Source organism: Rubrivivax gelatinosus, assembly GCF_016583785.1.
Taxonomy (GTDB): Bacteria; Pseudomonadota; Gammaproteobacteria; order Burkholderiales; family Burkholderiaceae_C; genus Rubrivivax; species Rubrivivax gelatinosus_B.
On record NZ_NRRU01000044.1, the window covers coordinates 18,544 to 42,841 of the forward strand.

Here is a 24,298-nt window from a genome sequence, read left to right on the forward strand (position 1 = left end):
TCTGCAAGTCCGGCGCCATGTCAAGGCTGGTGCGCTTCTTGATTGCCATGCCTCGATGAGTCCCCAGGCCGACCCCGCTGCCGCCCCGAACGAAGCGCCGCAGCGCGTGGTGAAGACGCGCCGCGACTACAACGCCTGGGTGGCGCGCGAGACCATCGAGGACTACGCGCTGCGTTTCACGCCGCGTTCGTTCCGGCGCTGGAGCGAGTGGCGGGTGGCCAACACCGCCTTCGGCGCCTCGTCTTTCCTGATCCTCGAAGCCGTCGGCGCGACGCTGCTGGTGCAGCACGGCTTCGTCAACGCGGCGCTGGCGATCCTGGCCACGGGCCTGGTGATCTTTCTCGCCGGCTGGCCGATCAGCGTCTACGCCGCGCGCCACGGCGTCGACATGGACCTGCTGACCCGCGGCGCCGGCTTCGGCTACATCGGCTCGACCATCACCTCGCTGATCTACGCGAGCTTCACCTTCATCTTCTTCGCGCTCGAAGCGGCGGTGATGGCCTATGCGCTGGAGCTGGCCTTGGACATCCCGCCGGCGCTTGGCTACCTGCTCTGCGCGCTGGTCGTGATCCCGCTGGTGACGCACGGCGTCACCGCGATCAGCCGGCTGCAGGTCTGGACCCAGCCGCTGTGGCTGGCGATGCTGGTCGTGCCCTATGTCTTCGTCTTCCGCGCCGAGCCCGAGTTGCTGGCGGGCCTGACGAGCTACGGCGGTGAACACGGTGCGGCGAGCTTCGACGTGCTCGCCTTCGGCGCCGCGACCACGGTCGGCATCGCGCTCATCACGCAGATGGGCGAGCAGGCCGACTACCTGCGGTTCATGCCCGAGCGCCGCGGCTGGCGCTGGCACCTGGCGGTGCTGGCCGGCGGCCCCGGCTGGGTGCTGCCGGGCGTGCTGAAGATGCTGGGCGGCGCGCTGCTGGCCTATCTGGCGATCACGCGCATGGTGCCGCCCGAACGTGCCGTCGACCCGAACCAGATGTACCTGGCGGCCTACGAGACCGTGTTCTCCGACTACGGCCTCGCGGTCGCGGTGACGGCGGCCTTCGTGCTCGTCTCGCAGCTGAAGATCAACGTCACCAACGCCTACGCCGGCTCGCTGGCCTGGAGCAACTTCTTCTCGCGGCTGACGCATGCGCACCCGGGGCGCGTGGTCTGGATGGTGTTCAACACGGGCATCGCGCTGGTGCTGATGGAGATGAACGTCTTCCAGGCGCTGTCGCACGTGCTCGGCCTGTACGCCAACGTCGCCATCGCCTGGATGATGGCGGTGGTGGCCGACCTCGTCGTCAACAAGCCGCTGGGCTGGTCGCCGCCGGGCATCGAGTTCAAGCGTGCGCATCTCTACGACATCAACCCGGTGGGTGTCGGCGCGATGGGCATCGCCTCGCTGCTGTCGGTGGCGGCGCACCTGGGCGCCTTCGGCGAACTGGCGCAGGCTTATTCGGCGGCGATCGCGCTCGTCACCGCCTTCGTCGCCTCGCCGCTGATCGCCTGGGCGACCAAGGGCCGCTACTACCTGGCGCGCAGCAGCACGCTGCCGGCGGGCAGCATCCCGATCGTCGCCGAAGGCGCCGCCGCCGACGGCCGCTACGCCCGGCTGCGCCACCGCTGCACGGTCTGCGAGAGCGAGTACGAGGTCGAGGACATGGCCTTCTGCCCGGCCTACCAGGCGCCGATCTGCAGCCTGTGCTGCACGCTGGACGCGCGCTGCCACGACCTGTGCAAACCGCAGGCCAAGCTGATGGCGCAGTGGCGCGCGCTGCTCGGCCGGCTGCTGCCGGCGCGCATGGCGCCGCAGCTCGACGCTGGGCTCGCCGACTACCTGCTGCTGATGGGCATCGTCACGCCGCTGCTGGCGCTGGTGCTGGGCATCGCCCACCGCCAGGCGCTGCGCCTGCTGGGCGATCAGGCGGCGGTCCTGGGGCCGACCCTGGCGCAAGGCTTCGTCAGCAGCTTCCTGCTGCTGTGGATCGCCGCCGGCATCGGCGTCTGGTGGGGCGTGCTGGCGCACCGCAGCCGCGTCGCGGCGCAGGAGGAGTCCAACCGCCAGACGCTGGCGCTGCAGCGCGAGATCGAGTCGCACGCACGCACCGACGCCGCGCTGCAGGCCGCGCGCGAGGAAGCCGACCGTGCCCGCGGCCACGCCGAAGCCGCCAACCGCGCCAAGAGCCGCTACATCACCACCATCAGCCACGAGCTGCGCACGCCGCTCAACAGCATCCTCGGTTACGCCCAGCTGCTGGAGGAGGACGAGGCGATGCCGGCCCACCGGCGCCAGGCGGTCTCGGTCATCCGCCGCGGCGGCGACCACCTGCTGAGCCTGATCGAAGGCACGCTGGACATCGCGCGCATCGAGTCGGGCAAGCTGGCACTGGAGGTGCGCGCGATGCGTTTTGCCGACGGCCTGGCCGAGATCGCGCGCCTGTTCGAGCTGCAGGCCGCCGGCCGTGGGCTGGCTTTCCGCTTCGTCGTCGAGGGCCGGCTGCCGGCCGTCGTGCGCGCCGACGAGAAGCGCCTGCGCCAGATCCTGATCAACCTGCTGGGCAACGCGATCAAGTTCACCCAGACCGGCCAGGTGACGCTGCGGGTCGCCCACCAGCGCGAGATGGCGCGTTTCGAGATCGAGGACACGGGCCCCGGCATGACGCCCGACGAACTGGCGCGTGTCTTCGAACCCTTCGAACGCGGCTCGGCCGCCAGCGGCCAGTCGGCCGGCTCCACCGGCCTTGGGCTGACGATCGCGCGCATGCTCTGCGAGCTGATGGGCGGCGAGATGACGGTGGCGAGCACGCCCGGTGCCGGCAGCACCTTCCGCATCCGGCTGTTCCTGCCCGAAGCCGCTGCCGTGGGCGTCGAGGCGCTGCACGCGCGCCGCATCGGCTACGAAGGCGCGCCGCGGCGCGTGCTCGCGGTCGACAACGAAGAAGCCGACCGGCGCCTCGTCGCCGACCTGCTGCAGCCGCTGGGTTTCGAGGTCGAAGGCGCCGCCAGCGGCGAAGCAGCGCTCGAACGCCTGGCCGCCGACCCGCCATACGACGCGGTCTTCATGGACCTGGCGATGCCCGGCATCGACGGCTGGGAGACGATCCGCCGGCTGCGCGGCGCCGGCCACACGATGCCGGTGGCGGTGATCTCGGCCAACGCCTTCGACAAACGCCTGGACAACGACGTCGGCCTGCCGGGCGAGGACTTTCTCGTCAAGCCGGTGCGGGTCGGCGAGCTGCTGGACTGGCTGGGCGCGCGCCTGGGTCTGAGCTGGCGTGTCGCCGAACGCCCGCCCGAACCGGCCGCACCGCCGCCGGCGAATCCAGCGCTGCCGCCAGCCGAACTGCTGCGCCCGCTGCGCGACGCGCTCGAACTGGGCCATGTGCGCGGCGTCGCGCGCCAGCTCGACCTGATCGAGGCCGCCGACCCCGCGCACGCGGGTTTTGCCGCCAAGATGCGCCTGCTGGCGCGTCAGTTCAATTACGAAGCGATGAACCAGATCCTGGCGAAATGCCCACCATGAATCCCGAACGGCCTGAGGACGAGCCCCGCGGCGACGCCGACGTCGTGCTCGTCGTCGACGACGTGCCCGACAACCTGGCGCTGCTCAACGACGCGCTCGACGAAGCCGGCTACACCGTGCTCGTCGCCACCTCGGGCGAAGCGGCGCTGGCGCTGGCGGCCCGCGCCCAGCCCGACATCGTGCTGCTGGACGCGGTGATGCCGGGCCTGGACGGTTTCGAGGTCGCGCGCCGGCTCAAGGCCGACGCCGACACGGCGCAGATCCCGATCGTCTTCATGACCGGCCTGACCGAGACCGAACACGTGGTCGCCGCCTTCGGTGCCGGCGGCACCGACTACGTCACCAAGCCCATCCGTCCGCGCGAGGTGCTGGCGCGCATTGCCGCCCACCTGCATCAGGCGCGCAGCCAGCGCCAGGCGCGCAACGCGCTCGACGCCTTCGGCCACGCGACGCTGGTGGTGCGCGAGCGCGACGGCCGCCGGCTCTGGCAGACGGCGCTGGCGCGGCGCATGCTGTCCGAACACTTCGGCGGCGAGGACACGGCGACGCCGCCCGAGCTGATGGCCTGGGTCGCACGCGAGGCTTTGCGCCGCCGCGCCGGCGCCGACCCGGCCGGGCTGACGGTGGCGCGCGGCGCGCGCCGCATCAGCTTCGCGCTGCACCCGATGCCCGAGGACGACGCCGAGGCCGGCGGCGGCGAGTGGCTGGTGGTGCTGCGCCAGAGCGACGACGCCGCCATCGTCGAGGCGATGGCGCTGGCGCTGGAGCTGACGGCGCGCGAGGCCGAGGTGCTGTACTGGGTGGTGCAGGGCAAGACCAACCGCGACATCGGCGAGATCCTCGGCACCAGCCACCGCACCGTCACCAAGCACCTGGAGCACGTGTTCGAGAAGCTCGGCGTCGAGACCCGCACCGCCGCCGCCGGGCTGGCGATGGCGCGTGTGCCGCAGCTTGGTCGCGGCGCGTAGGCCGTTCGTCGCACGGCGCTTGACCTTCGTCGCCGGGGCGGAACACTCTTCCTCTTTCGCCGGGACGGCCCTTCGGGCCGGCCCACCTTCGAATCCACCGCAGAATCCCGCGCGCGGCCCGTGCCGTGCCCTCCACACCTTGAAGATGCACACCTTCGTCGCCGGCGCCGTCTGCGCCGCAGCCGTCTCGATGGCCGCCTCCGCGATGGCCGCCAAGCCCACGACCCGCGTGCGTGCCGAGATCCCGTCGCAGTACCGCTGGGACTTCAGCCCGATCTACGCCAACTGGGAAGCCTGGGAAGCGGGCATGCGCGAGATGGACCAGCGCATCGACGCCTTCGCCAAGCTGCAGGGCACGCTGAAGAACGGCCCGGAGGCGGTGCTGGCCGCCTACCAGGCCTACGACGAGATCGGCAAGCTGCAGTACCGCATCTATCGCTACCCGCAGCTGCAGCGCGACACCGACACGCGCGACCAGAACGTCGCCGGCCGCTTCCAGCGGGTCGGCGCGCTGTTCGCCAAGTTCGACACCGCCAGCGCCTGGTTCACGCCCGAGCTGCTGACCGTGCCCGAAGCGACGATGAGCGCCTGGCTCGCGAAGACCCCGGCGCTCGCGCCCTACCGCTTCCCGATCACCGAGGTCTACCGCCGCCAGGCGCACGTGCTCGACGAGAAGGGCGAACGCCTGCTGTCGCTGGCCGCGCGCAGCAACCGTGCGTCCAACGAGACCTACAGCGAGCTCAGCACCTCGGACATCAAGTTCCCGACCGTGCGCCTGTCCGACGGCAAGGACGTGACGCTGACGCCGGGCAACTACTCGGCGCTGCTCTCCGAGAACCTGGTGCAGGCCGACCGCGCCGCCGCTGCCGCCGCCCACGTCGGCACCTACGGCCAGACCGCGCACACCTACGCCGCGATCTACAACGGCATCCTGCAGCGCGACTGGTTCATGGCGCGCGCGCGCAACTTCCCGACGACGCTGGACGCGGCGCTGGACGAAAACGCGATCCCGCGCCAGGTCGTCGAGACGCTGATCGACGTCGCGCGCCATGGCACCGGCCCGCTGCAGCGCTACGCCAGGCTGCGCCAACGCCTGCTGGGGCTGCCCAGCTACCACCTCTACGACCAGTTCGTGCCGGTGTTCCGCAGCGACAAGACCTGGCCTTATGAAGAGGCGCGCAAGCAGGCGATCGCCTCGGTGGCGCCGCTGGGCAAGGACTATGTGCAGCGCTACGAGAAGTTCGTCAGCGGCGGCCGCGTCGACGTCTACGAGAACGAGGGCAAACGCAGCGGTGCCTACAACGCCGGCGTCTACGGCGTCGGCCCCTACCTGCTGATGAACTACAACGACACGCGCGACGCGATGTTCACCTTCGCCCACGAGGCGGGGCACGCGATGCACACCGTGCTGTCCTACGAGCACCAGCCCTACGCCACCTCCGACTACACGATCTTCGTCGCCGAGGTCGCGTCGACGACCAACGAACGCTTCCTGCTCGAGCACCTGCTGAAGCAGACCACCGACCCGAAGGAGCGTTTCCTGCTGCTGCAGGAAGCGGTCGACGCCATCGTCGGCACCTTCTACACGCAGGTGCTGTTCGCCGACTTCGAGCTGCGTGCGCACCAGCTGGTCGAACGCGACGAGCCGGTCACGACCGAGGTGCTGAACCAGCTCTACGCCGGCGTGCTGAAGGACTACTGGGGCGACGCGATCGCCCACGACGAGTTCTACCAGTACACCTGGGCGCGCATCCCGCACTTCTTCAACACGCCGTACTACGTCTTCCAGTACGCGACCTGCTTCGCCTCGTCGGCGCAGCTGTTCAAGGCGATGAACGAAGGCCCCAAGGCGCAGCGCGAGGCCGCGGTCAAGCGCTACACCGAGCTGCTGTCCTCGGGCGGCAACGACCAGCCGATGAAGCAGCTGCAGAAGGCCGGTGTCGACCTGACGCAGCGCCAGACGGTGCAGGCCGTCGTCGACCAGCTCGACGCGCTGGTGACGCGCATGGAAGCCGAAGCCGCCAAGCTCGCGCCGGCCGCGCGCTGAGCGCCGCCGCGACAGGCCAGGCCGCCCTCCGGGGCGGCCTTTTTCTTGTGGATCGCGTGATTCCGGACGGTGCACCCGCTCGCCTGTGGTGCCTCGCCCACGCCCATCGCGGTGCACCTGGGAAAACCCCCGGTCGCGTCACGGGTATGTCACACAATGACTACCGCACCGCTGACTTGTATACAGAAGCGGCATAACGCTTGCTTCCAGACAAGTGGTTTTCCTCCTCTTTCCTCTTCATCACCCGTCCCAGGAGTCCTCATGTCCCGTTCGCTGAAGGCCGTCGCTGGCGCTGCCGCGCTGCTGTGTTTCGGCCTGGCCCACGCCCAGTCCAACGTCAACATCTATGGTTTGATGGACGCCGCCGCCGGTAGCTTCCAGATGGCCGGCGCCGACTCGACCACCAAGGTCCAGAGCGGCAACATGACCACCTCGTACATCGGCTTCGGCGGCAGCGAAGATCTCGGCCACGGCCTGAAGGTCACGTTCGCGATGGAGCACTTCCTGCAAGCCGATGCCGGCACCGCCGGCCGTTTTGTCGGTGACCGCTTCTGGGCGCGCAACGCCTACGTCGGCCTGGCCACGAACTACGGCGAGTACCAGTTCGGCCGCACGACGACGACGATGTTCGTCTCGACGCTGATGTTCAACGCGATCGGCGACTCGTTCGCGTTCTCGCCCAGCATCCTGCAGGTCCTGACCCCGCAGACCGACACCCGCCCGGGCGGCGCCAGCATGCTCGCCTGGTATGGCGACACCGGCTGGAGCAACTCGGTGCTGTTCAAGAGCAAGAGCTGGAACGGCCTGAGCTTCAACGTGCAAGCCAACGTCGGCGAAGGCTCGAGCCCGACGTCCTTCGGCAACAACATCGCCGGCAACGTGCTGTATCTGAACGGCCCTCTGGCCGCGACGCTGTCGTACTCGAAGGTCAAGAACGATGTGAAGGACTTCGTCAACGGCGTGCCGGCCGGCTTCGAAGACCAGCAAACCAAGCAGTTCGGCGCTTCCTACGACCTCGGCGTCGCCAAGCTCTTCGGCCAGTACACCGCGGTCGACACGACGGCGGCGACCGACACCGGCACCGACATCTGGGGCGTCGGCGCTTCGATCCCGCTGGCCGGCGGCAAGGTCCTGGCCCAGTACGGCCACGCCAAGGAAGACGGCAATGCGGTCGAGAAGACCAACAAGACGCTGACCCTGGGCTACGACTACAACCTGTCCAAGCGCACCGAGGTCTACGCGATCTACATGCAGGACAAGGTCACCGGCTTCGACTCCGGCGACACCTACGCCGTCGGCATCCGCCACAAGTTCTAAACCCTCGCGGGGGCAACCCCGCCTCGGTACCTCAGCTTCACGCGGCACCTTCGGGTGCCGCTTTTTATTGCCCGCACCAAACAAAACAGCCACCGGGGGCAGACCACGGTGGCTGTTGATTTCTTCCCCTCTGGGGACAGACCACCAACGGCGGTCAGGGGAGCGGACAAAGAAAAGGCCACCGGGCGAACCTCGGTGGCCTTTGCATTCCCCTCGGGGACAGACCGCCGAAGGCGGTCAGGGGGAGCGGCGGTGTTAACGCGCCTGACCGGATCCGGGTCTCCCGGTCCGGTCAGGTTGCCCCCCCTCGGGGGGGCGGTCGCCAGGCGACCGGGGGCTCACTTCCCAGTAGGAACCTTGCCCTCGACGCCCTTGACGAAGAAGCTGATGCCGCCCAGGAACTTGTCGTCGGCGACCTCGTCCTTCTTCAGCACTTCCTTGCCGGCGTTGTTGACGATCGGGCCCTTCCAGATCACGAAGCTGCCGTCCTTCAGGCCGGCCTTGACTTCGTCGACCTTGGCCTTGGCCTCGGCCGGCACCTTGTCACTGATCGAGACGATGTCGATCGCGCCTTCCTTCACGCCCCACCAGGTGTGGCTGCCGCCGGTCCAGGTGCCTTCCAGCGCTTCCTTGGTCGCCTTGATGTAGTACGGCGTCCAGTCGATGATCGACGAGGCCAGGTGCGCTTCCGGCGCGTAGGCGGTCATGTCGCTGTCCCAGCCGAAAGCGAACTTCTTGTTCTTCGCGGCGGTCTGCAGCACGGCCGACGAGTCGGTGTTCTGGAACAGGATGTCGGCGCCGCCGTTGATCAGGCTTTGCGCGGCTTCGGTTTCCTTGGGCGGGTTGAACCACTCGTTGACCCAGACCACCTTGGTCTTGATCTTCGGGTTCACGCTCTGCGCGCCCAGCGTGAAGCTGTTGATGTTGCGGATGACCTCGGGAATGGGAACCGAGCCGACCACGCCCAGCGTGTTGCTCTTGGTCACCGAGCCGGCGATGACGCCGGCCATGTACGCGCCTTCATACGTGCGGCTGTCGTAGGTGCGCACGTTCTCGCCCTGCTTGTAGCCGGTGGCGTGTTCGAACTTGACGTCCTTGGCGTCGACCGCGACCTTCTGGATCGGCTCCATGTAGCCGAAGGTCGTGCCGAAGACCAGCTTGTTGCCCTGGCCGATCAGGTCGCGGAACACACGTTCGGCGTCGGCGCCCTCGGGCACCTTCTCGACGAAGGTGGTGACGATCTTGTCGCCGAACTCGGCTTCGAGCTTCTTGCGCGCGTTGTCGTGGGCGAAGGTCCAGCCGCCGTCACCGACCGGGCCGACGTAGGCGAAGGCGACCTTCAGCGGTTCAGGCTTGGCCGCCGGGGCCGAGGCCGGCGCCGACGCCGGTTCGGCCGCCGCCTGCGGCGCTTCGTCCTTCTTGCCGCAGCCGGCAAGGGCGGCGGCAGCAGCCAGCGTGGACCAGCCGGCCAGCTTCAGCAGCGAGCGCTTCGATTCGAAAGACATCGGTCTTCTCTCCAGGGGGTGAGGAAAGGGAAATTATTGGCTCGGGTCACGAGCCGGGGAAAAACGGTTTGCCCAGCGAGGCCGGCATGTTGACCCGGATCCACGCCGGGTTGCGGGAGATCAGCACCAGCACGACGATGGTCGCGAGGTAGGGCAGCATGCTGAGGAACTGGCTCGGGATCTCGACGCCCTGGCTCTGCAGGTGGAACTGCAGCATCGTGACGCCGCCGAACAGGTAGGCCCCGAGCAGGACGCGTGCCGGCCTCCAGGTGGCGAAGGTGGTCAGCGCCAGCGCGATCCAGCCCTTGCCGGCGACCATGCCCTCGACCCACAGCGGCGTATAGACGACCGAGATGTAGGCTCCGGCGACACCGCAGAGCGCGCCGCCGACGACCACCGCCGCGAGCCGGATCTTGCGCACCGGATAACCCAGCGCGTGCGCCGACTCGGGCGATTCGCCCACCGCACGCAGCACCAGCCCGGCGCGCGAGCGGTACAGGAACCAGGTCAGTCCGACCGCGAGTGCGATCGCGCCGTAGACCATCGGGTGCTGGCGGAAGAAGGCCGGGCCGACGAAGGGCAGGTCGGCCAGGAAGGGGATGTGGAACTCGGGGCGTTCGCCGAGCTTGCCCTGCACGTAGTCGATGCCGACGAAGGCCGAGAAGCCGGCGCCGAACAGGCTCAGCGCCAGGCCGCTGGCGTACTGGTTGGTGTTGAGCCAGATGACGAGCAGCCCGAACAGCCCCGCCAGCGTGCCGCCGGCGGCAGCGCCGGCGGCGAAACCCAGCCAGTCGCTGCCGGTGTGCACCGCGGTCGCGAAGCCGGCGATCGCGGCCACCAGCATCAGGCCTTCGGCGCCGAGGTTGACGATGCCGGCACGTTCGTTGATCAGCAGCCCGAGCGCGGCGATCGCGAGCACGGTGCCGGCGTTCAGCGTCGCCGCGATCAGCAGGGGCAGGGTGGTGAAGTCCATCCGGGATCAGCCTTTGGCTCGCACCGTGTGCCACCAGCGCACGCGGTAGTGGATCAGCGTGTCGCAGGCCAGCAGCGTGAACAGCAGCAGGCCCTGGAAGACGCCGGTCAGCGACTTGGGCAGGCCCAGGCGCGACTGCGCGAGTTCGCCGCCGATGTAGAACATGCTCATCAGGATGCCCGAGAAGACGATCCCGAGCGGGTTCAGCCGGCCGACGAAGGCGACGATGATGGCGCCGAAGCCGTAGCCGGCCGGCAGGTACGGCGTCAGCTGGCCCAGCGGCCCGGCCGCTTCCAGCCCGCCGGCAAGTCCTGCCATGCCGCCCGACAGCAGCAGCGCCGTCCACAGCGCGCTGCGCGACGAGAAGCCGGCGTAGCGTGCCGCCGCCGGCGCCAGGCCTCCGACCTGCAGCTGAAAGCCGCGGTAGGTGCGGAACATGAAGGCCCAGAAACCGACCACCGCCGCCAGTGCGATGACGACGCCGATGTTGGCGCGCAGGCCGTCCACCAGGCGCGGGATCTTGGTCACCGCGTCGAAGGTGATGCTCTGCGGGAAGTTGTAGCCGTTCGGGTCCTTCCAGGGGCCGTAGACCAGCCAGCCCAGGATCATCTCGGCGACGTAGACCAGCATCAGGCTGACCAGGATCTCGTTGGCGTGGAAGCGGTCGCGCAGCGCGGCGACGATCCCCGCCCAGAACATGCCGCCCAGCACCCCGGCGAACAGGATCACGACGACGATGCCGCGCCCCATCCAGGCCAGCGCCGGTGCCTGCATCGCGACCCAACCGGCGGCCAGCGCGCCGACGACGAACTGGCCTTCGGCGCCGATGTTCCAGACGTTGCTGCGGTAGCAGACCGACAGCCCGAGCGCGATCAGGATCAGCGGCGTCGCCTTCACCGACAGCTCGGACAGCGCGTAGAGGTTCTTCACCGGCTCGACGAAAAACACCTGCAGCCCGCGCACCGGGTCCTTGCCCAGCAGAGCGAAGAGCGCGACGCCGATCACCACCGTGATCGCCAGCGCCAGCAGCGGCGAGGCGATCGCCATCCACTTCGACGGCTCGGGCCGTGCCTCGAGCTTCAGCATGCCGCCTCCCGCGGCGCCCACAGGCCGCTCATCCATTCGCCGATCTGCTCGACCGTGGCCTGTGCCACGGGAACAGACGGCGACACGCGCCCCTGCGCGATGACGATCAGCCGGTCGCTGATCTCGAAGAGTTCGTCCAGTTCCTCGCTGACGATCAGCAGCGCGCAGCCGGCGTCGCGCAGCTTGAGCAGCTCGCCGCGGATCAGCGCCGCGGCGCCGACGTCCACGCCCCAGGTCGGCTGGCTGACGATCAGCAGCTTGGGGTTGGCGTCGATCTCGCGGCCGACGATGAACTTCTGCAGGTTGCCGCCCGACAGGCTCTTGGCCACCGCCGCCGGGCCACCGGCCTTGACCTTGAAGCGCTCGATGATGCGGCCGGCCAGCGTCGTCACCTGGGCCGTCGGGATCCAGCCGCTGCCCGTCACCGCCTCGGTGCGTGTCAGCAGCGTGTTCTGCGCCAGGCTCAGCGTTGGCACCGCGCCGCGGCCCAGGCGTTCCTCGGGCACGAAGTGCAGGCCTTCGTGGCGGCGGCGGCGCGCGCTGTGCTGGGCGATGTCGCGGGCGAAGAGGCGGATGCTGTTGCGCGGCGAGCGTGTGTCCTCGCCCGAGAGCGCGGCCATCAGTTCCTGCTGGCCGTTGCCCGAGACGCCGGCGATGCCGACGATCTCGCCGGCGCGAACCTCGAAGGCTATGTCGCTCAGGTCCATGCCGAACTGGTCCTCGCGCGCCAGCGACAGGCCCTGCACCGCCAGCACCACCTCGCCCGCCGGGCGTGTGCCGTGCTGCAGCTGCGGCGGCTCGGCGCCGATCATCAGCCGCGACAGGCTGGCATTGCTTTCCTGCGTCGGGTCGACCTCGCCGGTGACGCGGCCGCCGCGCAGCACCGTGCAGTGGTGGCACAGCGCGCGGATCTCGTCGAGCTTGTGGCTGATGTAGAGGATGCTGGTGCCGCGCTCGGCGAGCTGGCGCAGCGTGACGAAGAGTTTGTCCACCGCCTGCGGCGTCAGCACCGAGGTCGGTTCGTCCAGGATCAAGAGCTTGGGGTCGGTCAGCAGCGCACGCACGATCTCGACGCGCTGGCGCTCGCCGACCGACAGCGTGTGCACCGGGCGCAGCGGGTCCACGTCCAGGCCGTAGGTGTGCGCGACCTCGTTGATGCGGCGGATCACCTCGGGCAGCTTCATCGCCTTGTCCAGGCCGAGCCAGACGTTCTCGGCCGCGGTCAGCGTGTCGAACAGCGAGAAGTGCTGGTAGACCATGCTGATGCCCAGCGCACGCGCCTCGGCCGGGCTCTTCACCGCGACCGGCTGGCCGTTCCAGCGGATCGTGCCGGCGTCGGGCTGCACCGCGCCATAGATCACCTTCATCAGCGTCGACTTGCCGGCGCCGTTTTCGCCCAGCACGGCGTGGATCTCGCCGGGCTTGACGCGCAGGGCGACGCCGTCGTTGGCGCGGACCGCGGGGTACTGCTTGGTGATGCCGTCGAGTTCGAGGCGGTACATGGGCTCAGGGCTGCCGCGAACCGGCATCGTCGGCGCCGGCTTGTTGGAGGTCTTGTGGAAGGGGACGGGTCGCAAAGCCCGTGCCAATGTCTACATTTTGAATCATCGCCACCCGCGTTCGAAACGCGGCGCGCCGGCGACCCAGGTCGCGGCGACGTTGCGCTCGTCGGCCAGCGTCATCCAGGCGAAGACACGCGCGTGCAGGTCCTGGGCCGGCAGCGTCGCGACCGCGCCGCGTGCCACCGCGTCACGATGGTGCGCCGCCGGGCCGTGGGCCCAGTCCCAGGCGACGACGTCGGCCGTCGCGCCGGGGTCGAAGTGGCCGATCTCGGTGTCCAGCCCCAGCGCCTCGGCGGCGCCGCGCGTGGCGGCGTGCAGCGCGCGCCAGGCGGTGAGCCGGGTGCCACGCAGCGCCTGCACCTTGTAGCCCTCGGCCAGCGTGCGCAGCAGCGACAGGCTGGTGCCGCCGCCGACGTCGGTCGCGACCGAGACCTTGTGGCCGTGGTCCACCGCCGCCTGCCAGTCGAACAGGCCGCTGCCCAGGAACAGGTTGCTGGTCGGGCAGAAGGCGATCTGGGCGCCGGTGGCGGCGAGCAGGCGCCGGTCCTCGTCGTCGAGCCAGATGCCGTGTGCCAGCACCGAACGCGGGCCCAGCAGGCCGTGGCGGTGGTAGACGTCGAGGTAGCTGCGCGCCTCGGGGAACAGGCGCGCGACCTCGGCGACCTCGTCGCGGCTCTCGGCGACGTGGGTCTGCATGAACAGGCCCTCGTGGCGCGCCAGCAGCCGGCCGGCCATCGCCAGCTGTTCCGGCGTGCTCGTGATCGCGAACCGCACCGTCAGCGCATAGGCGTTGCGGCCCTGGCCGTGCCAGCGTGCGATCAGCGCCTCGCAGTCGCGTTCGGCGCTGGCGACGTCGTCGGTCAGCGCCGGCGGCGCGCCGCGGTCCATCAGCACCTTGCCCGCGACCAGGCGCATGCCACGCGCCGACGCGGCGGCGAACAGCGCCTCGGCCGAGGCCGCGTGCACCGTCGGGAAGACGACGGCGCTGGTCGTGCCGTGCGCCAGCAGCGCGTCCAGGAAGAGCGCGGCGCCGGTGGCGGCGACCGCCGGGTCGGCAAAACGCTGCTCGGCCGGGAAGGTGTAGGTCTCGAGCCAGTGCAGCAGCCCGGGGCTCCAGCTGGCGATCACGTCCAGCTGCGGGCAGTGCACGTGGGTGTCGACGAAACCCGGCATCAGCAGCCGGCCGCTGTGCTCCTCGCGCCGCCAGTCCTCGCCCGGCGGCTGGTGGCCGGGCAGGGTGCCGGCGATGCGGCCGTCCTCGATCAGCAGCCAGTGGTCGGGGCGCCAGCGCACGCCGGCGGTCGACGGGTCGCCCCAGCCCGGGGTGGCGCTGAAGTCCAGCAGGTCGCCGTGCAGCGCGAGCTTGTTCATCGTGTGCGTCCGACCGGGCCCGCGGTTTGCATGCAAAAAGGCGCGCGCAGACACGGGCCGGCGGCGGCCCGCAGGTCGGCCGCAAGGACGCTGCGTTCGGAGTACAAGTTCGGCGGGGGTGGGGCGCGAGACGACGGGATCCGGCCGTTTCGCGGAAAACGCGTATTTTGCCCGTGTCGAACGCCCGCGCCATGCGTCTTGTCCTGTCCTGAATCACCCGGCCGACACATGACCCTGACCCGCCCGATCCGCTTCTTCCACCGGCAGCGCATCGTCGAGATCGCCGACGCGCCGGCCACCCGCAGCGTGCTCGACTGGCTGCGCGAGGACGAACAGGCCGTCGGCACCAAGGAAGGCTGCGCCGAGGGCGATTGCGGTGCCTGCACCGTCGTCGTCGGCGAACTGGCCGACGACGGCCGGCTGAAGCTCGAGACCGTCAACGCCTGCATCCGTTTCCTGCCGACGCTGGACGGGCGCGCGCTGTTCACCGTCGAGGACCTGGCGCCCGGCGGCCTGCTGCACCCGGTGCAGCAGGCGCTGGTGGAGCACCACGGCTCGCAGTGCGGCTTCTGCACGCCGGGTTTCGTGATGTCGCTGTGGGCCTGTTACGAGCGCCACCAGGACACCGGCACACGCCCGACGCGCCAGCAACTGGCCGACGAACTGGCCGGCAATCTGTGCCGCTGCACCGGCTACCGGCCCATCCTCGACGCCGGGCTGGCGATGTTCGATGCGCCGCCGCTGCGGCTGGACCACGCGCCCGTCGCTGCCGCGCTGCAAAGCCTGCGTGCGCAGCCGGCGCTGCACACCGCCTCGGGCTTCCACGCGCCGCGCAGCGTCGACGAACTCGCTGCGCTGCACGAGGCCAGACCCGGCGCGCGCCTGCTGGGTGGCGGCACCGACATCGGCCTGTGGGTGAACAAGCAGCTGCGAGTGCTGCCCGAGCTGATCTGGACCGGCGAGGTGGCCGAGCTGCGCCGGGTCGAGCGCCGCGACGACGCGCTCGTCATCGGCGCCGCGGCCTCGCTGGAAGACGCCTGGGCCGCGCTCGCGGCCGAGCACCCGCAGCTGACGGATCTGTGGCGGCGCTTCGCGTCGCCGCCGGTGCGCCACGCCGGCACGATGGGCGGCAACGTCGCCAACGGCTCGCCGATCGGCGACTCGGCGCCGGTGCTGCTGGTGCTGGACGCGCGCCTGGTACTGCGCCGCGGCGAGCGCGTGCGCGAGCTGGCGCTGGACCAGTTCTATGTCGACTACATGAAGAACCGGCTCGAGGCGGGCGAGTTCGTGCAGGCCATCGTCGTGCCGCAGGCGCCACCGGGCAGCGTCGTGCGCGGCTGGAAGATCTCCAAACGCTGGGACTCCGACATCTCGGCGGTCTGCGCCGCGTTCCGGCTGCGGCTGGACGAAGACGGCCGCATCGCCGAGCAGCGCATCGCCTTCGGCGGCATGGCGGCGACGGTGAAACGTGCCGCCGCCGCCGAAGCCGCACTCGCCGGCCGGCGCTGGGACGAAGCCGCGCTGCGCGCCGCGCAGGCGGCGCTCGAAGCCGACTACCAGCCGCTGTCGGACCTGCGCGCCAGCGCCGGTTACCGGATGCAGGTGGCGAAGAACCTGCTCGAACGGCTCTGGCTGGAAACCCGCCCCGACGCGCCGCTGCCGACCGCGGCGCTGGAGCTCCGGGCATGAACCGGCCCGAGACCCTGCCCGCCGACACCGCCGCCGAAGTCGGCCGCTCGCGCCCGCACGAGTCGGCCGCGGCCCACGTCGCCGGCCGCGCGCCCTATACCGACGACCTGCCCGAACTCGCCGGCACGCTGCACGCGGCGCTGGGCCTGTCGCCGCTCGCACACGGCGTGTTGCGCGCGGTCGACCTGGCGCGTGTGCGCGCCATGCCAGGCGTCGTCGACGCCTTCTGCGCCGACGCGATCCCGGGCGAGAACCAGTGCGGCTCCCTGGTCAAGGACGACCCCATCCTCGCCGGCGGCCCGGGCGCGACGTTGCGCCACGTCGGCCAGCCGGTCTACGCCGTCGTCGCCCGCACGCGCGAAGCCGCACGCCGCGCCGCGGCGCTGGCGCGCGAGGTCATCAGCGCCGAGACGCTGCCGCCGGTGCTGGACGCGCTCCAGGCCCACGCCGCCGGCCAGTACGTCGTGCCGCCGCTGAAGCTGGCGCGAGGCGATGCCGCCGCGGCGCTGGCGGCGGCGCCGCATCGTGTCGAGCTCGACTTCGGCGTCGGCGGCCAGGAGCACTTCTACCTGGAAGGCCAGATCGCCTACGCGCTGCCGCAGGAGCAGGGCGGCATGAAGGTCCTTTGTTCGACCCAGCACCCGAGCGAGATGCAGCACCTGGTCGCGCACGCGCTGCACTGCGCGTCGCACGCGGTGCAGGTCGAGTGCCGGCGCATGGGCGGCGGTTTCGGCGGCAAGGAGTCGCAGTCGGCGCTGATCGCCTGCGTCGCCGCGGTCGCGGCGCGGCGCACGGGGCGGCCGGTCAAGCTGCGGCTGGACCGCGACGACGACTTCCTGATCACGGGCCGGCGCCACGGTTTCCGCTACCGGCTCGCGCTCGGCCACGACGAAGAAGGCCGTGTGCTCGGCGCCGAGGTGGTGATGGTCGCCAACGCCGGCCACTCGGCCGATCTGTCGGGGCCGGTGATGACACGCGCGCTGTGCCACTTCGACAACGCCTACTGGCTGCCGAACGTCGCGATGCAGGGTTACGCGGCGCGCACCAACACCCAGAGCAACACCGCGTTCCGCGGTTTCGGCGGGCCTCAGGGTGCGTTCGCGATCGAATACGCGCTCGACAGCGTCGCGCGCCGCCTGGGCCGCGACGCGCTGGAGGTGCGCCGCGCCAACTTCTACGGCGTCGGCGAACGCGACACCACGCCTTACGGTCAGCACGTCGACGACAACATCATCGCGCCGCTGGTCGACGAACTGGCCGCGGGCTGCGGCTACGCCGCGCGGCGCGAGGCCGTCGCCGCCTTCAACGCCGCCAGCCCGGTGCTGAAGAAGGGGCTGGCGCTGACGCCGCTGAAGTTCGGCATCTCGTTCAACGTCGTGCACCTGAACCAGGCCGGGGCGCTGGTGCACGTCTACCTCGACGGCTCGGTGCTGGTGAACCACGGCGGCACCGAGATGGGCCAGGGCCTGAACACCAAGGTCGCGCAGGTCGTCGCGCACGAACTCGGGCTGCCCTTCGAAGCCGTGCGTGTCAGCGCCACCGACACGCAGAAGATCGCCAACACCTCCGCCACGGCCGCGTCGACCGGTAGCGACCTGAACGGCAAGGCGGCGCAGGACGCGGCACGCCGCATCCGCGAGCGCCTGGCGGCTTTTGCCGCAAAACGCTGGGGTGGCGAGCCGCAGGAGGTGTTGTTCGCCAACGGCCGCGTCGTGGTCGCCGGGCAGGCGATGGACTTCGCCGAACTCTGCAACGCCGCCTACCTCGAGCGTGTGCAGCTCTGGAGCGAAGGCTTCTACGCCACGCCCGGCCTGTCCTGGGACCGGCAGACGATGAGCGGCAACCCGTTTTATTACTTCGCCTGGGGCGCCGCCTGCAGCGAGGTGCTGATCGACACGCTGACCGGCGAGTGGCGGCTCGTGCGTGCCGACGTGCTGCACGACGTCGGCGCCTCGCTGAACCCGGCGCTGGACATCGGCCAGATCGAAGGCGGCTTCATCCAGGGCATGGGCTGGATGACGATGGAAGAGCTGGTCTGGAACCCGCGCACCGGCGCGCTGGCGACACACGCGCCCAGCACCTACAAGATCCCGACCGCCAACGATGTGCCGGCCGAATTCAAGGTGCGCCTGTACGGCCGGCCGAACGCACGCGACAGCATCCACCGCAGCAAGGCGGTCGGCGAGCCGCCGCTGCTGTTGCCGTTCTCCGTGTTCTTCGCGATCCGCGACGCGGTCTCGGCCGCCGGTGGCCACCGCGTCGACCCGCCGCTGTCGGCGCCGGCGACCGGCGAAGCCATCCTGGCCGCGGTGCAGGCGGTGCGGGCGGCCGCATGAGGCTGGCCGCGACCGCGCTGCGCTGGCGCCGCGAGCGCCGGCCGGCGCTCGTGGTCGAGCTGCGCGCGGTGCGCGGTTCGGCGCCCCGCGCGGCCGGCACGCGCATGCTGGTGGCCGCCGACGCGGTCGAAGGCACGATAGGCGGCGGCCACCTCGAGCTGAAGGCGATCGAGCGTGCACGTGCGCTGCTGCGCGGCGAGGCGCTGGCGCCCGAGTGGGCCGTGCCGCTGGGGCCGGCGCTGGGCCAGTGCTGCGGCGGCCACGTCACGCTGGCCTTCGTGCCGCTGTCGGACTGCCCCGACTGGCCGCTGCCGGCGCCGCGTTTCGTGCTCGAGCTGCACGGCGCCGGTCACGTCGGCCGCGCCATCGTGCGGCTGCTGGACGAGATCCCCTGCCGCGTGCGCTGGATAGACGAGCGCGACGAGGCCTTCGACGGCCTGGACCTGCCGCCGCACATCGAGCCCGTCGTCGCCGCGTCGGCACCCGACGAAGCCGCGCGCGCGCCGGCCGGCGCCTGCCACCTGGTGCTGACGCACCGCCACGACCTCGACCTGGAGATCGTGCACACGCTGCTGCGCCGCGCCGACACCGCCTTCGTCGGCCTGATCGGCTCGCAGACCAAGCGCGAACGTTTCCGCGCCCGGCTCGCCGAACGTGGGCACACGAGCGAGACGCTGGCGCGGCTGGTCTGCCCGATCGGGCTGCCGGGCATCGCCGGCAAGGAGCCGGCTGTGATCGCGGTCGCGGTCGTCGCCCAGCTGCTGGCCTTGCCCGGCTAGCGGCGGCAGCAAGAAAAACGGGGGCCATCGGCCCCCGAAGTCTTTCGACGTTCTTCCTTGAGGCGGAATCAGCCGCCGGCGGCGATCTGGCGCAGCGCCGGTGCGTCGAGCACCTGGACGTTGTAGCCGGCCACCGAGATCACGCCCTGGCGCGTCAGGCTGCGCATCAGGCGCGACAGCGTCTCGGGCGTGATCGCGAGCTGCGACGCGATGTCGCGCTTGCGTTCGGTCAGGCGCACGACACCGCGCATGCCGGCGGCGTCGGTCAGCTCGATGCGCTGCACCAGCCACGCGGCGAAACGCGCCGGCGCGTCCTTGTGCATCAGCTCGTGCGTGTTCATCTGCAGCGTCTGCACTTCGCGCGCGAGGCTGGCGACGAGGTGGCGGCCGAGCGCGGGGTAACGCTCGATCAGCGCCTGGACCGCGTCGCGCGGCAGCTCGACGACGACGGCTTCGGTCGTCGCGCGGGCGTCCATCGCGTGGTTCTCGTGCAGCCAGGCCGAGCTCTGGTCGAGCCAGGCCGGGCCGCGCACCGGACGTTCGATGTGGAAGACACCATCGCTGCCGCGGTAGCCGAGCGCGACGTCGCCGCTCTGCACCAGCACCAGCGCATTGGCGCTGTCGCGGCGGTCGAAGACGGCGGCACCCGCCGGCACGGTGCGCATGCGCGCCACCGAAGACAGCGCGAGCTGCTCGGCGGTGGACAGCGCTGGCGAGCCGAAAAGACCTTGCCAGGTGCGCGCGTCCGGACCGCGAGTCTCGGTCCGTTCGTCGTCGCGCACCGGCGCGGCGCCCGTCGGGCGAGCCGTCGTCGGACGCAATGGCGGGCGCGCTGATCGTTCAGCCAGGGCGCCGTCGGGCATCTGGTAACTGTGTTGCATGTGTTCACCCCTACCCGGCCTACAGGCGGGTGGAGCCACTTTCCAGTACCCCTCCGAGGCGCCGATTGCGCCAGATCAAGTGCGAGGCGCTGTATGCGGCCCGGCAAAACGGCATCTGCGCCAGGACAAGTGGCTTGCCCATGCGCAGGCCGGTTACGAAGCGGTTCCATCGCCTGCGGGCCTTCGCGCGCGCGATGCGTGCGCGCGGATCCAACATGTCAGCGCGCTGGCGCGCGCACGGCCTGCGCCGCTGCGATGGCCCCGGCCCCTGCGCGGCGTGCTCAGGCCACCGGCAGCCGGTAGTCCTTCAGCATCTGGCGCAGCCGGTTCTTCTGCATCTTGCCGGTGGCGCCCAGCGGGATGGCGTCGACGAAGACGACGTCATCGGGTGTCCACCACTTGGCGATCTTGCCTTCGTAGAAGCCGAGCAGCTCTTCCTTCGTCAGTTCGGCGCCGGGCTTCTTCACGACCACCAGCAGCGGGCGTTCGTCCCATTTCGGGTGCGGCACCGCGATGCAGGCGGCGATCGCCACCGCCGGGTGCGCCATCGCGATGTTCTCCAGGTCGATCGAACCGATCCACTCGCCGCCGGACTTGATGACGTCCTTGCTGCGGTCGGTGATCTGCATGTAACCCTCGGCGTCGATGCGGGCGACGTCGCCGGTGGGGAACCAGCCGTCGCGCAGCGCCTCGCCGCCTTCGCCCTTGAAGTAGCGCGACAGCACCCAGGGCCCGCGCACCAGCAGGTCGCCGGAAGCGGCGCCGCCCCAGGGCAGCTCGCGGCCGGCCGGGTCGACGATCTTCATGTCGACGCCGTAGACGGCGCGGCCCTGCTTGGACATCACCGCGTAGCGCTCTTCGACCGGCTGCGCCAGATGCTGCGGCTTGAACGCGGCGACGGTGCCGACCGGGCTCATCTCGGTCATGCCCCAGGCGTGCAGCACGTGCACGTCGTAGTCCTCGGCGAACTGGCGCAGCATCGCCGGCGGGCAGGCCGAGCCGCCGACGACGGTGCGGCGCATCGTGCTGAACTTAAGCCCGTTGGCGTCGACGTAGGCCAGCAGCGCCTGCCAGACGGTCGGCACGCCGGCCGAGACCGTCACCTGCTCGGCCTCGAACAATTCGTACAGCGACTTGCCGTCCAGCCCCGGGCCAGGGAACACGAGCTTGGCACCGGTCATGCAGGCCGCATAGGGCAGGCCCCAGGCGTTGACGTGGAACATCGGCACGACCGGCAGGATGGCGTCGCTCGCCGAGCAGTTGAGTGCGTCGGGCAGCGCGATCGCGAAGGTGTGCAGCACCGTCGAGCGGTGGCTGTAGAGCACGCCCTTGGGGTTGCCGGTGGTGCCCGAGGTGTAGCAGAGCGAACTCGCGGTGTTCTCGTCGAACACCGGCCAGTCGTAACGGTCGTCCTGGCCGTCGACCAGGTCCTCGTAACACAGCAGGTTCGGGATCTTCGGGTCCGCCGGCATGTGGGCGCGGTCGGTCATCGCGACGAAGTGGCGGATCGTCTTGGTGCGCCCCGCCACCGCCTGCACCAGCGGCAGGAAGCTGAGGTCGAAACACAGCACCTGGTCTTCGGCGTGGTCGGCGATGTAGACGATCTGGTCGGGGTGCAGGCGCGGGTTGATCGTGTGCAGCACCGAGCCGGCGCCGGAGACGGCGTAGTACAGCTCCATGTGGCGGTAGCCGTTCCAGGCCAGCGTGCCGACGCGTTCCGAGGGTTTGACGCCCAGCGCCGCCAGCGCCTTGGCCAGCCGGCGCGAGCGCGCCGCGAGCTCGCGGTAGGTGTAGCGGTGGATGTCGCCTTCGACGCGGCGCGAGACGACCTCGCGTTCGCCGTGGTGGCGCTCGGCGTGCACCAGCAGGGAAGAGATCAGCAGCGGCTGCTGCATCATCAGGCCGTTCATTTTTGTCTCCTGGTCTGTTCTGGCGTGGGCCGTGTCCGACGCGGCGCGGCCTTGTCGTGGCCCATTCTGTCCAAGGCCCTGGCCCTGCCGCATGCGGGGTGGCCCGCAGCGGTCGCTAAGGTGACTGGCGCCCGGATGGGGCGGCCCACCCGCCGGGGCGATGCGGGGCGGCACGGCGGCGCGTATCACCGCGCCGATGCCCACGCCCGCCGCCAACCCGCTGGAAAACGCGCTCGCCTGGTTCGCCAGCGCGCCGGCCCGCTGGCTCGGCGAAGCCGAGGGCGTGGCCGAGTGGGTCTGGGTCGTGCTGCAGGGCGATTTCGCCGACGACCCGACGACCGCGCAGACGATCACCGGCGGGCTGATCTCGATGATCCCGCTGGTCGACCAGCTGAGCGACCTGCGCGACCTGGTCGCCAACGTGCGGGCGCTGCGGGAGGACGAGAACGATCCGTGGCGCTGGGTGGCGCTGGCGTTGACGCTGCTGGGGCTGTTTCCGACGCTGGGCAGTCCGGTGAAGGCCGGGTTGAAGGTGGTGGTGGCGGAGGCGAGGCGGGAGGTGTATCGGGTCGGGAAGGTCGCCTACAAAGGCCGCAACCGGCTCGAAGGCAGCAAGCTCTGGAAGGAGACGGCTGCGTCTGTCGAACGCGGCATCGGGCGCCTGGATGCGCTGCTGGCCAGCGCGCCGATGCGCAAGGCACTCGCCGGGCTGCGTATCGACGAGCCGTATCGCTATCTGTCGCAGGAGATCCGCGCGTTGGCTTCCTCGCTCGATACCAAGAGCCTGCGTGCCGCCTACGACCGTGCGCTCGACGCGCTGGAATGGGTGCTGAGTCGCGTGCAGCGTTGGGGGGCGTCTGCGAGCAGCGGTGCCGCCGGCGAACTGTTGGCGTCGCTGGTCCGGATCCGCGGGCGCTTGAACGACGGTCTTGCGCTGGCACTGGAACCGCTGCGACATTGGCTCGACTGCCTGGCACGACGGCTGGAGGTGCAGGGGGATATGCAGTACCGGGCGATGGTGAATGCCCGGAATGACCACCTTGTTGTGCCTACCAAGATGCCGGTCAATCGCGTGGTGGCGTCAGTTCGTCGTTCTCCGGGTTCAGTAATCCGCGCCATTGACCCTCCTCACCCTAGTTTGGGGGTGGAGCCACAGGTTCCGCCTGGGCATTTTGATATTGGCTCGCTAGCCAAAGATCCGATGACTGGCGTCTATGCGACCTTCTCTAAGCGAGTCGTGCCAGACGTGTTGAGGCCGGGGACGCGTCTTGTGCGCGTGGTTGATCCTCAGTCGGTCGATAATGGTGTTTACTGGATGCTGGAAAGCGATTTCAAGGCGCTGAAGAGTAAAGAGTCTTGGCGATCAAGGTTCGCGGTTTGGCACCATTGGAACGGTAATGGTGAGTACGTTGTCTACGAAGTTCCTCCGGGGCCCGGACTGAGGGTGTGGCGTGGCCCCGCCGCGTCACAGCAGCTGCTTGACTCGAATGGCGGGCCTGTTGTTGGATGGGATGGAAAGAGCTTGTGGCTTGGAGGAGGGGCGGAGCAGATCGCTGTGTATCCGGCGGACTTGGATCCATCTCATCTAAGTAAGCGTGGGAAGACTGGATGGGGGTACGCCAGCGAAGTAAGTGACGACGTGGTTGCGCCGATCGGTTTGCCTGTGCTCAACAATAACTGGCGGGAAGGAAAGAAATGACTGTTGTCTTGGATCCTGCTGAAGTCTATTTGCTCGACCGCTATGCCTCGCTAGAGTACTTTGGTGCGATGCGTGATCACTTTGGGAGGTGTGTTCTCGCAGCAGAGGAGGCGCTTGAGGAATTTATGCGGAGTTTGCCGCGTAATTATCGTGGCCTGGAGTTGTGGCAGCAGCCTGATGTCGTCTGGGGTGGTCGAGTTATTCCCAACATGCGATGGGCTCTCGATGGCTTGAATCGAGGTTATATCGATGTGTCGCACGGCAGCCTAGATGGGATGGGTATGTGCGGAAACGTCAGTACAACGTTTGCTTCCATATCTCGCGATTACGCGTCAGATTGGATGCCAGACGCTTATCGAGAGACGTATTGTCTTGAGCGTGCGCTGGCTTGGTTGATGGCGATGAACATCTATCACACCTACTACTGCACTTGGGAGCCTGGGTTCCTGACGAAGGGCTACGATGAGAGGTCTCGTGGGCCACTGAATCCACCCAATACTTGGCCGATATACCGCCCGAGCAACTCAGTCCGCATCGAAAGCGGGCAAGAAGTGCTCATCAGCGGCGTCTACCTTCCCGCTGCGGTCGGTTGTGCCCAGTTCCTCATTCGCGGCCAGTCGGCTCGCGGCGCCATGCCCCCCGACGACCCCGCTGACACCCGCAC

16 protein-coding genes are annotated in these 24,298 nt (G+C 69.6%); 9 read left to right on the top strand and 7 right to left on the bottom strand.

All coding sequences use genetic code 11. From position 1 onward, the window contains the following. The first annotated feature begins 55 nt into the window (after positions 1 to 55). The 4 genes from CKO43_RS13010 (at position 56) to CKO43_RS13025 (ending at position 7,843) form a co-directional block, all read left to right on the top strand. A complete protein-coding gene (locus tag CKO43_RS13010; protein ID WP_200378899.1) occupies positions 56 to 3,511 on the top strand; it encodes an ATP-binding protein in 3,456 nt (1,151 codons plus the stop codon). Continuing rightward, a complete protein-coding gene (locus CKO43_RS13015) occupies positions 3,508 to 4,479 on the top strand; it encodes a response regulator (protein WP_200378900.1) in 972 nt (323 codons plus the stop codon). Before CKO43_RS13010 ends, CKO43_RS13015 begins: the two co-directional genes overlap by 4 nt. A 145-nt stretch (positions 4,480 to 4,624) precedes the next feature. After that, a complete protein-coding gene (pepF, locus tag CKO43_RS13020; protein ID WP_242481156.1) occupies positions 4,625 to 6,526 on the top strand; it encodes an oligoendopeptidase F in 1,902 nt (633 codons plus the stop codon). Positions 6,527 to 6,787: 261 nt separating this feature from the next. Further along, on the top strand, positions 6,788 to 7,843 hold the full coding sequence (locus CKO43_RS13025; protein ID WP_200378901.1) for a porin: 1,056 nt from the start codon (positions 6,788 to 6,790) through the stop codon (positions 7,841 to 7,843). 338 nt (positions 7,844 to 8,181) lie between these two features. On the opposite strand, the gene CKO43_RS13030 is transcribed toward CKO43_RS13025, so the two are convergent. The 5 genes from CKO43_RS13030 to guaD all read right to left on the bottom strand — a co-directional run bounded on the left by CKO43_RS13030 (position 8,182) and on the right by guaD (position 14,340). Then, on the bottom strand, positions 8,182 to 9,348 hold the full coding sequence (locus CKO43_RS13030; protein ID WP_200378902.1) for a BMP family ABC transporter substrate-binding protein: 1,167 nt from the start codon (positions 9,346 to 9,348) through the stop codon (positions 8,182 to 8,184). A 46-nt stretch (positions 9,349 to 9,394) separates the two neighbouring features. Continuing rightward, entirely contained in the window at positions 9,395 to 10,321 is a 927-nt protein-coding gene (locus tag CKO43_RS13035) for an ABC transporter permease (protein WP_200378903.1), read from the bottom strand. Positions 10,322 to 10,327: 6 nt separating this feature from the next. Continuing rightward, a complete protein-coding gene (locus CKO43_RS13040) occupies positions 10,328 to 11,407 on the bottom strand; it encodes an ABC transporter permease (protein WP_200378904.1) in 1,080 nt (359 codons plus the stop codon). Beyond that, positions 11,401 to 12,909, bottom strand: coding sequence for an ABC transporter ATP-binding protein (locus CKO43_RS13045; RefSeq protein WP_200378905.1), 1,509 nt, complete (start codon positions 12,907 to 12,909; stop codon positions 11,401 to 11,403). The genes CKO43_RS13040 and CKO43_RS13045 overlap by 7 nt, the downstream gene beginning before the upstream one ends. A 102-nt stretch (positions 12,910 to 13,011) precedes the next feature. Beyond that, on the bottom strand, positions 13,012 to 14,340 hold the full coding sequence (guaD, locus tag CKO43_RS13050; protein WP_200378906.1) for a guanine deaminase: 1,329 nt from the start codon (positions 14,338 to 14,340) through the stop codon (positions 13,012 to 13,014). A gap of 228 nt (positions 14,341 to 14,568) precedes the next feature. Here guaD and xdhA point away from each other — a divergent pair, with 228 nt between their 5' ends. Genes xdhA through xdhC form a run of 3 tightly spaced genes read left to right on the top strand, consistent with a single transcriptional unit; the run spans position 14,569 to position 19,144 of the window. Then, positions 14,569 to 16,029 carry a xanthine dehydrogenase small subunit gene (gene xdhA / locus CKO43_RS13055; protein WP_200378907.1) on the top strand — a complete coding sequence of 487 codons (1,461 nt, stop codon included), beginning with the start codon at positions 14,569 to 14,571 and terminating at the stop codon, positions 16,027 to 16,029. Beyond that, a complete protein-coding gene (xdhB, locus tag CKO43_RS13060) occupies positions 16,026 to 18,365 on the top strand; it encodes a xanthine dehydrogenase molybdopterin binding subunit (protein WP_200378908.1) in 2,340 nt (779 codons plus the stop codon). Before xdhA ends, xdhB begins: the two co-directional genes overlap by 4 nt. Beyond that, a complete protein-coding gene (xdhC, locus tag CKO43_RS13065; protein ID WP_200378909.1) occupies positions 18,362 to 19,144 on the top strand; it encodes a xanthine dehydrogenase accessory protein XdhC in 783 nt (260 codons plus the stop codon). Before xdhB ends, xdhC begins: the two co-directional genes overlap by 4 nt. A gap of 68 nt (positions 19,145 to 19,212) precedes the next feature. Here the strand turns inward: xdhC and CKO43_RS13070 are convergent, their stop codons facing one another. After that, positions 19,213 to 20,025: a Crp/Fnr family transcriptional regulator gene (locus CKO43_RS13070; protein ID WP_242477772.1), complete on the bottom strand. Its 813-nt coding sequence runs from the start codon at positions 20,023 to 20,025 to the stop codon at positions 19,213 to 19,215. A 281-nt stretch (positions 20,026 to 20,306) separates the two neighbouring features. Then, positions 20,307 to 21,935 carry a 3-(methylthio)propionyl-CoA ligase gene (locus CKO43_RS13075; RefSeq protein WP_200226075.1) on the bottom strand — a complete coding sequence of 543 codons (1,629 nt, stop codon included), beginning with the start codon at positions 21,933 to 21,935 and terminating at the stop codon, positions 20,307 to 20,309. Positions 21,936 to 22,131: 196 nt separating this feature from the next. Here CKO43_RS13075 and CKO43_RS13080 point away from each other — a divergent pair, with 196 nt between their 5' ends. Continuing rightward, positions 22,132 to 23,634, top strand: a complete 1,503-nt coding sequence (locus CKO43_RS13080) for a hypothetical protein (RefSeq protein WP_200378910.1) — start codon at positions 22,132 to 22,134, stop codon at positions 23,632 to 23,634. Next, positions 23,631 to 24,298: hypothetical protein (locus CKO43_RS13085; RefSeq protein WP_200378911.1), on the top strand; the 668-nt coding region annotated here is incomplete at its 3' end. The genes CKO43_RS13080 and CKO43_RS13085, both read left to right, overlap by 4 nt.

Bases quoted from the DNA above. Each gene is read 5' to 3' on its own strand.
- guaD (WP_200378906.1), bottom strand. From the start codon at position 14,340: ATGAACAAGCTCGCGCTGCACGGCGACCTGCTGGACTTCAGCGCCACC.
- xdhB (WP_200378908.1), top strand. From the start codon at position 16,026: ATGAACCGGCCCGAGACCCTGCCCGCCGACACCGCCGCCGAAGTCGGC.
- CKO43_RS13045 (WP_200378905.1), bottom strand. From the start codon at position 12,909: ATGTACCGCCTCGAACTCGACGGCATCACCAAGCAGTACCCCGCGGTC.
- xdhC (WP_200378909.1), top strand. From the start codon at position 18,362: ATGAGGCTGGCCGCGACCGCGCTGCGCTGGCGCCGCGAGCGCCGGCCG.
- CKO43_RS13080 (WP_200378910.1), top strand. From the start codon at position 22,132: ATGCCCACGCCCGCCGCCAACCCGCTGGAAAACGCGCTCGCCTGGTTC.
- xdhA (WP_200378907.1), top strand. From the start codon at position 14,569: ATGACCCTGACCCGCCCGATCCGCTTCTTCCACCGGCAGCGCATCGTC.
- CKO43_RS13010 (WP_200378899.1), top strand. From the start codon at position 56: ATGAGTCCCCAGGCCGACCCCGCTGCCGCCCCGAACGAAGCGCCGCAG.
- CKO43_RS13040 (WP_200378904.1), bottom strand. From the start codon at position 11,407: ATGCTGAAGCTCGAGGCACGGCCCGAGCCGTCGAAGTGGATGGCGATC.
- CKO43_RS13030 (WP_200378902.1), bottom strand. From the start codon at position 9,348: ATGTCTTTCGAATCGAAGCGCTCGCTGCTGAAGCTGGCCGGCTGGTCC.
- CKO43_RS13070 (WP_242477772.1), bottom strand. From the start codon at position 20,025: ATGCAACACAGTTACCAGATGCCCGACGGCGCCCTGGCTGAACGATCA.
- CKO43_RS13015 (WP_200378900.1), top strand. From the start codon at position 3,508: ATGAATCCCGAACGGCCTGAGGACGAGCCCCGCGGCGACGCCGACGTC.
- CKO43_RS13035 (WP_200378903.1), bottom strand. From the start codon at position 10,321: ATGGACTTCACCACCCTGCCCCTGCTGATCGCGGCGACGCTGAACGCC.
- CKO43_RS13075 (WP_200226075.1), bottom strand. From the start codon at position 21,935: ATGAACGGCCTGATGATGCAGCAGCCGCTGCTGATCTCTTCCCTGCTG.
- pepF (WP_242481156.1), top strand. From the start codon at position 4,625: ATGCACACCTTCGTCGCCGGCGCCGTCTGCGCCGCAGCCGTCTCGATG.
- CKO43_RS13025 (WP_200378901.1), top strand. From the start codon at position 6,788: ATGTCCCGTTCGCTGAAGGCCGTCGCTGGCGCTGCCGCGCTGCTGTGT.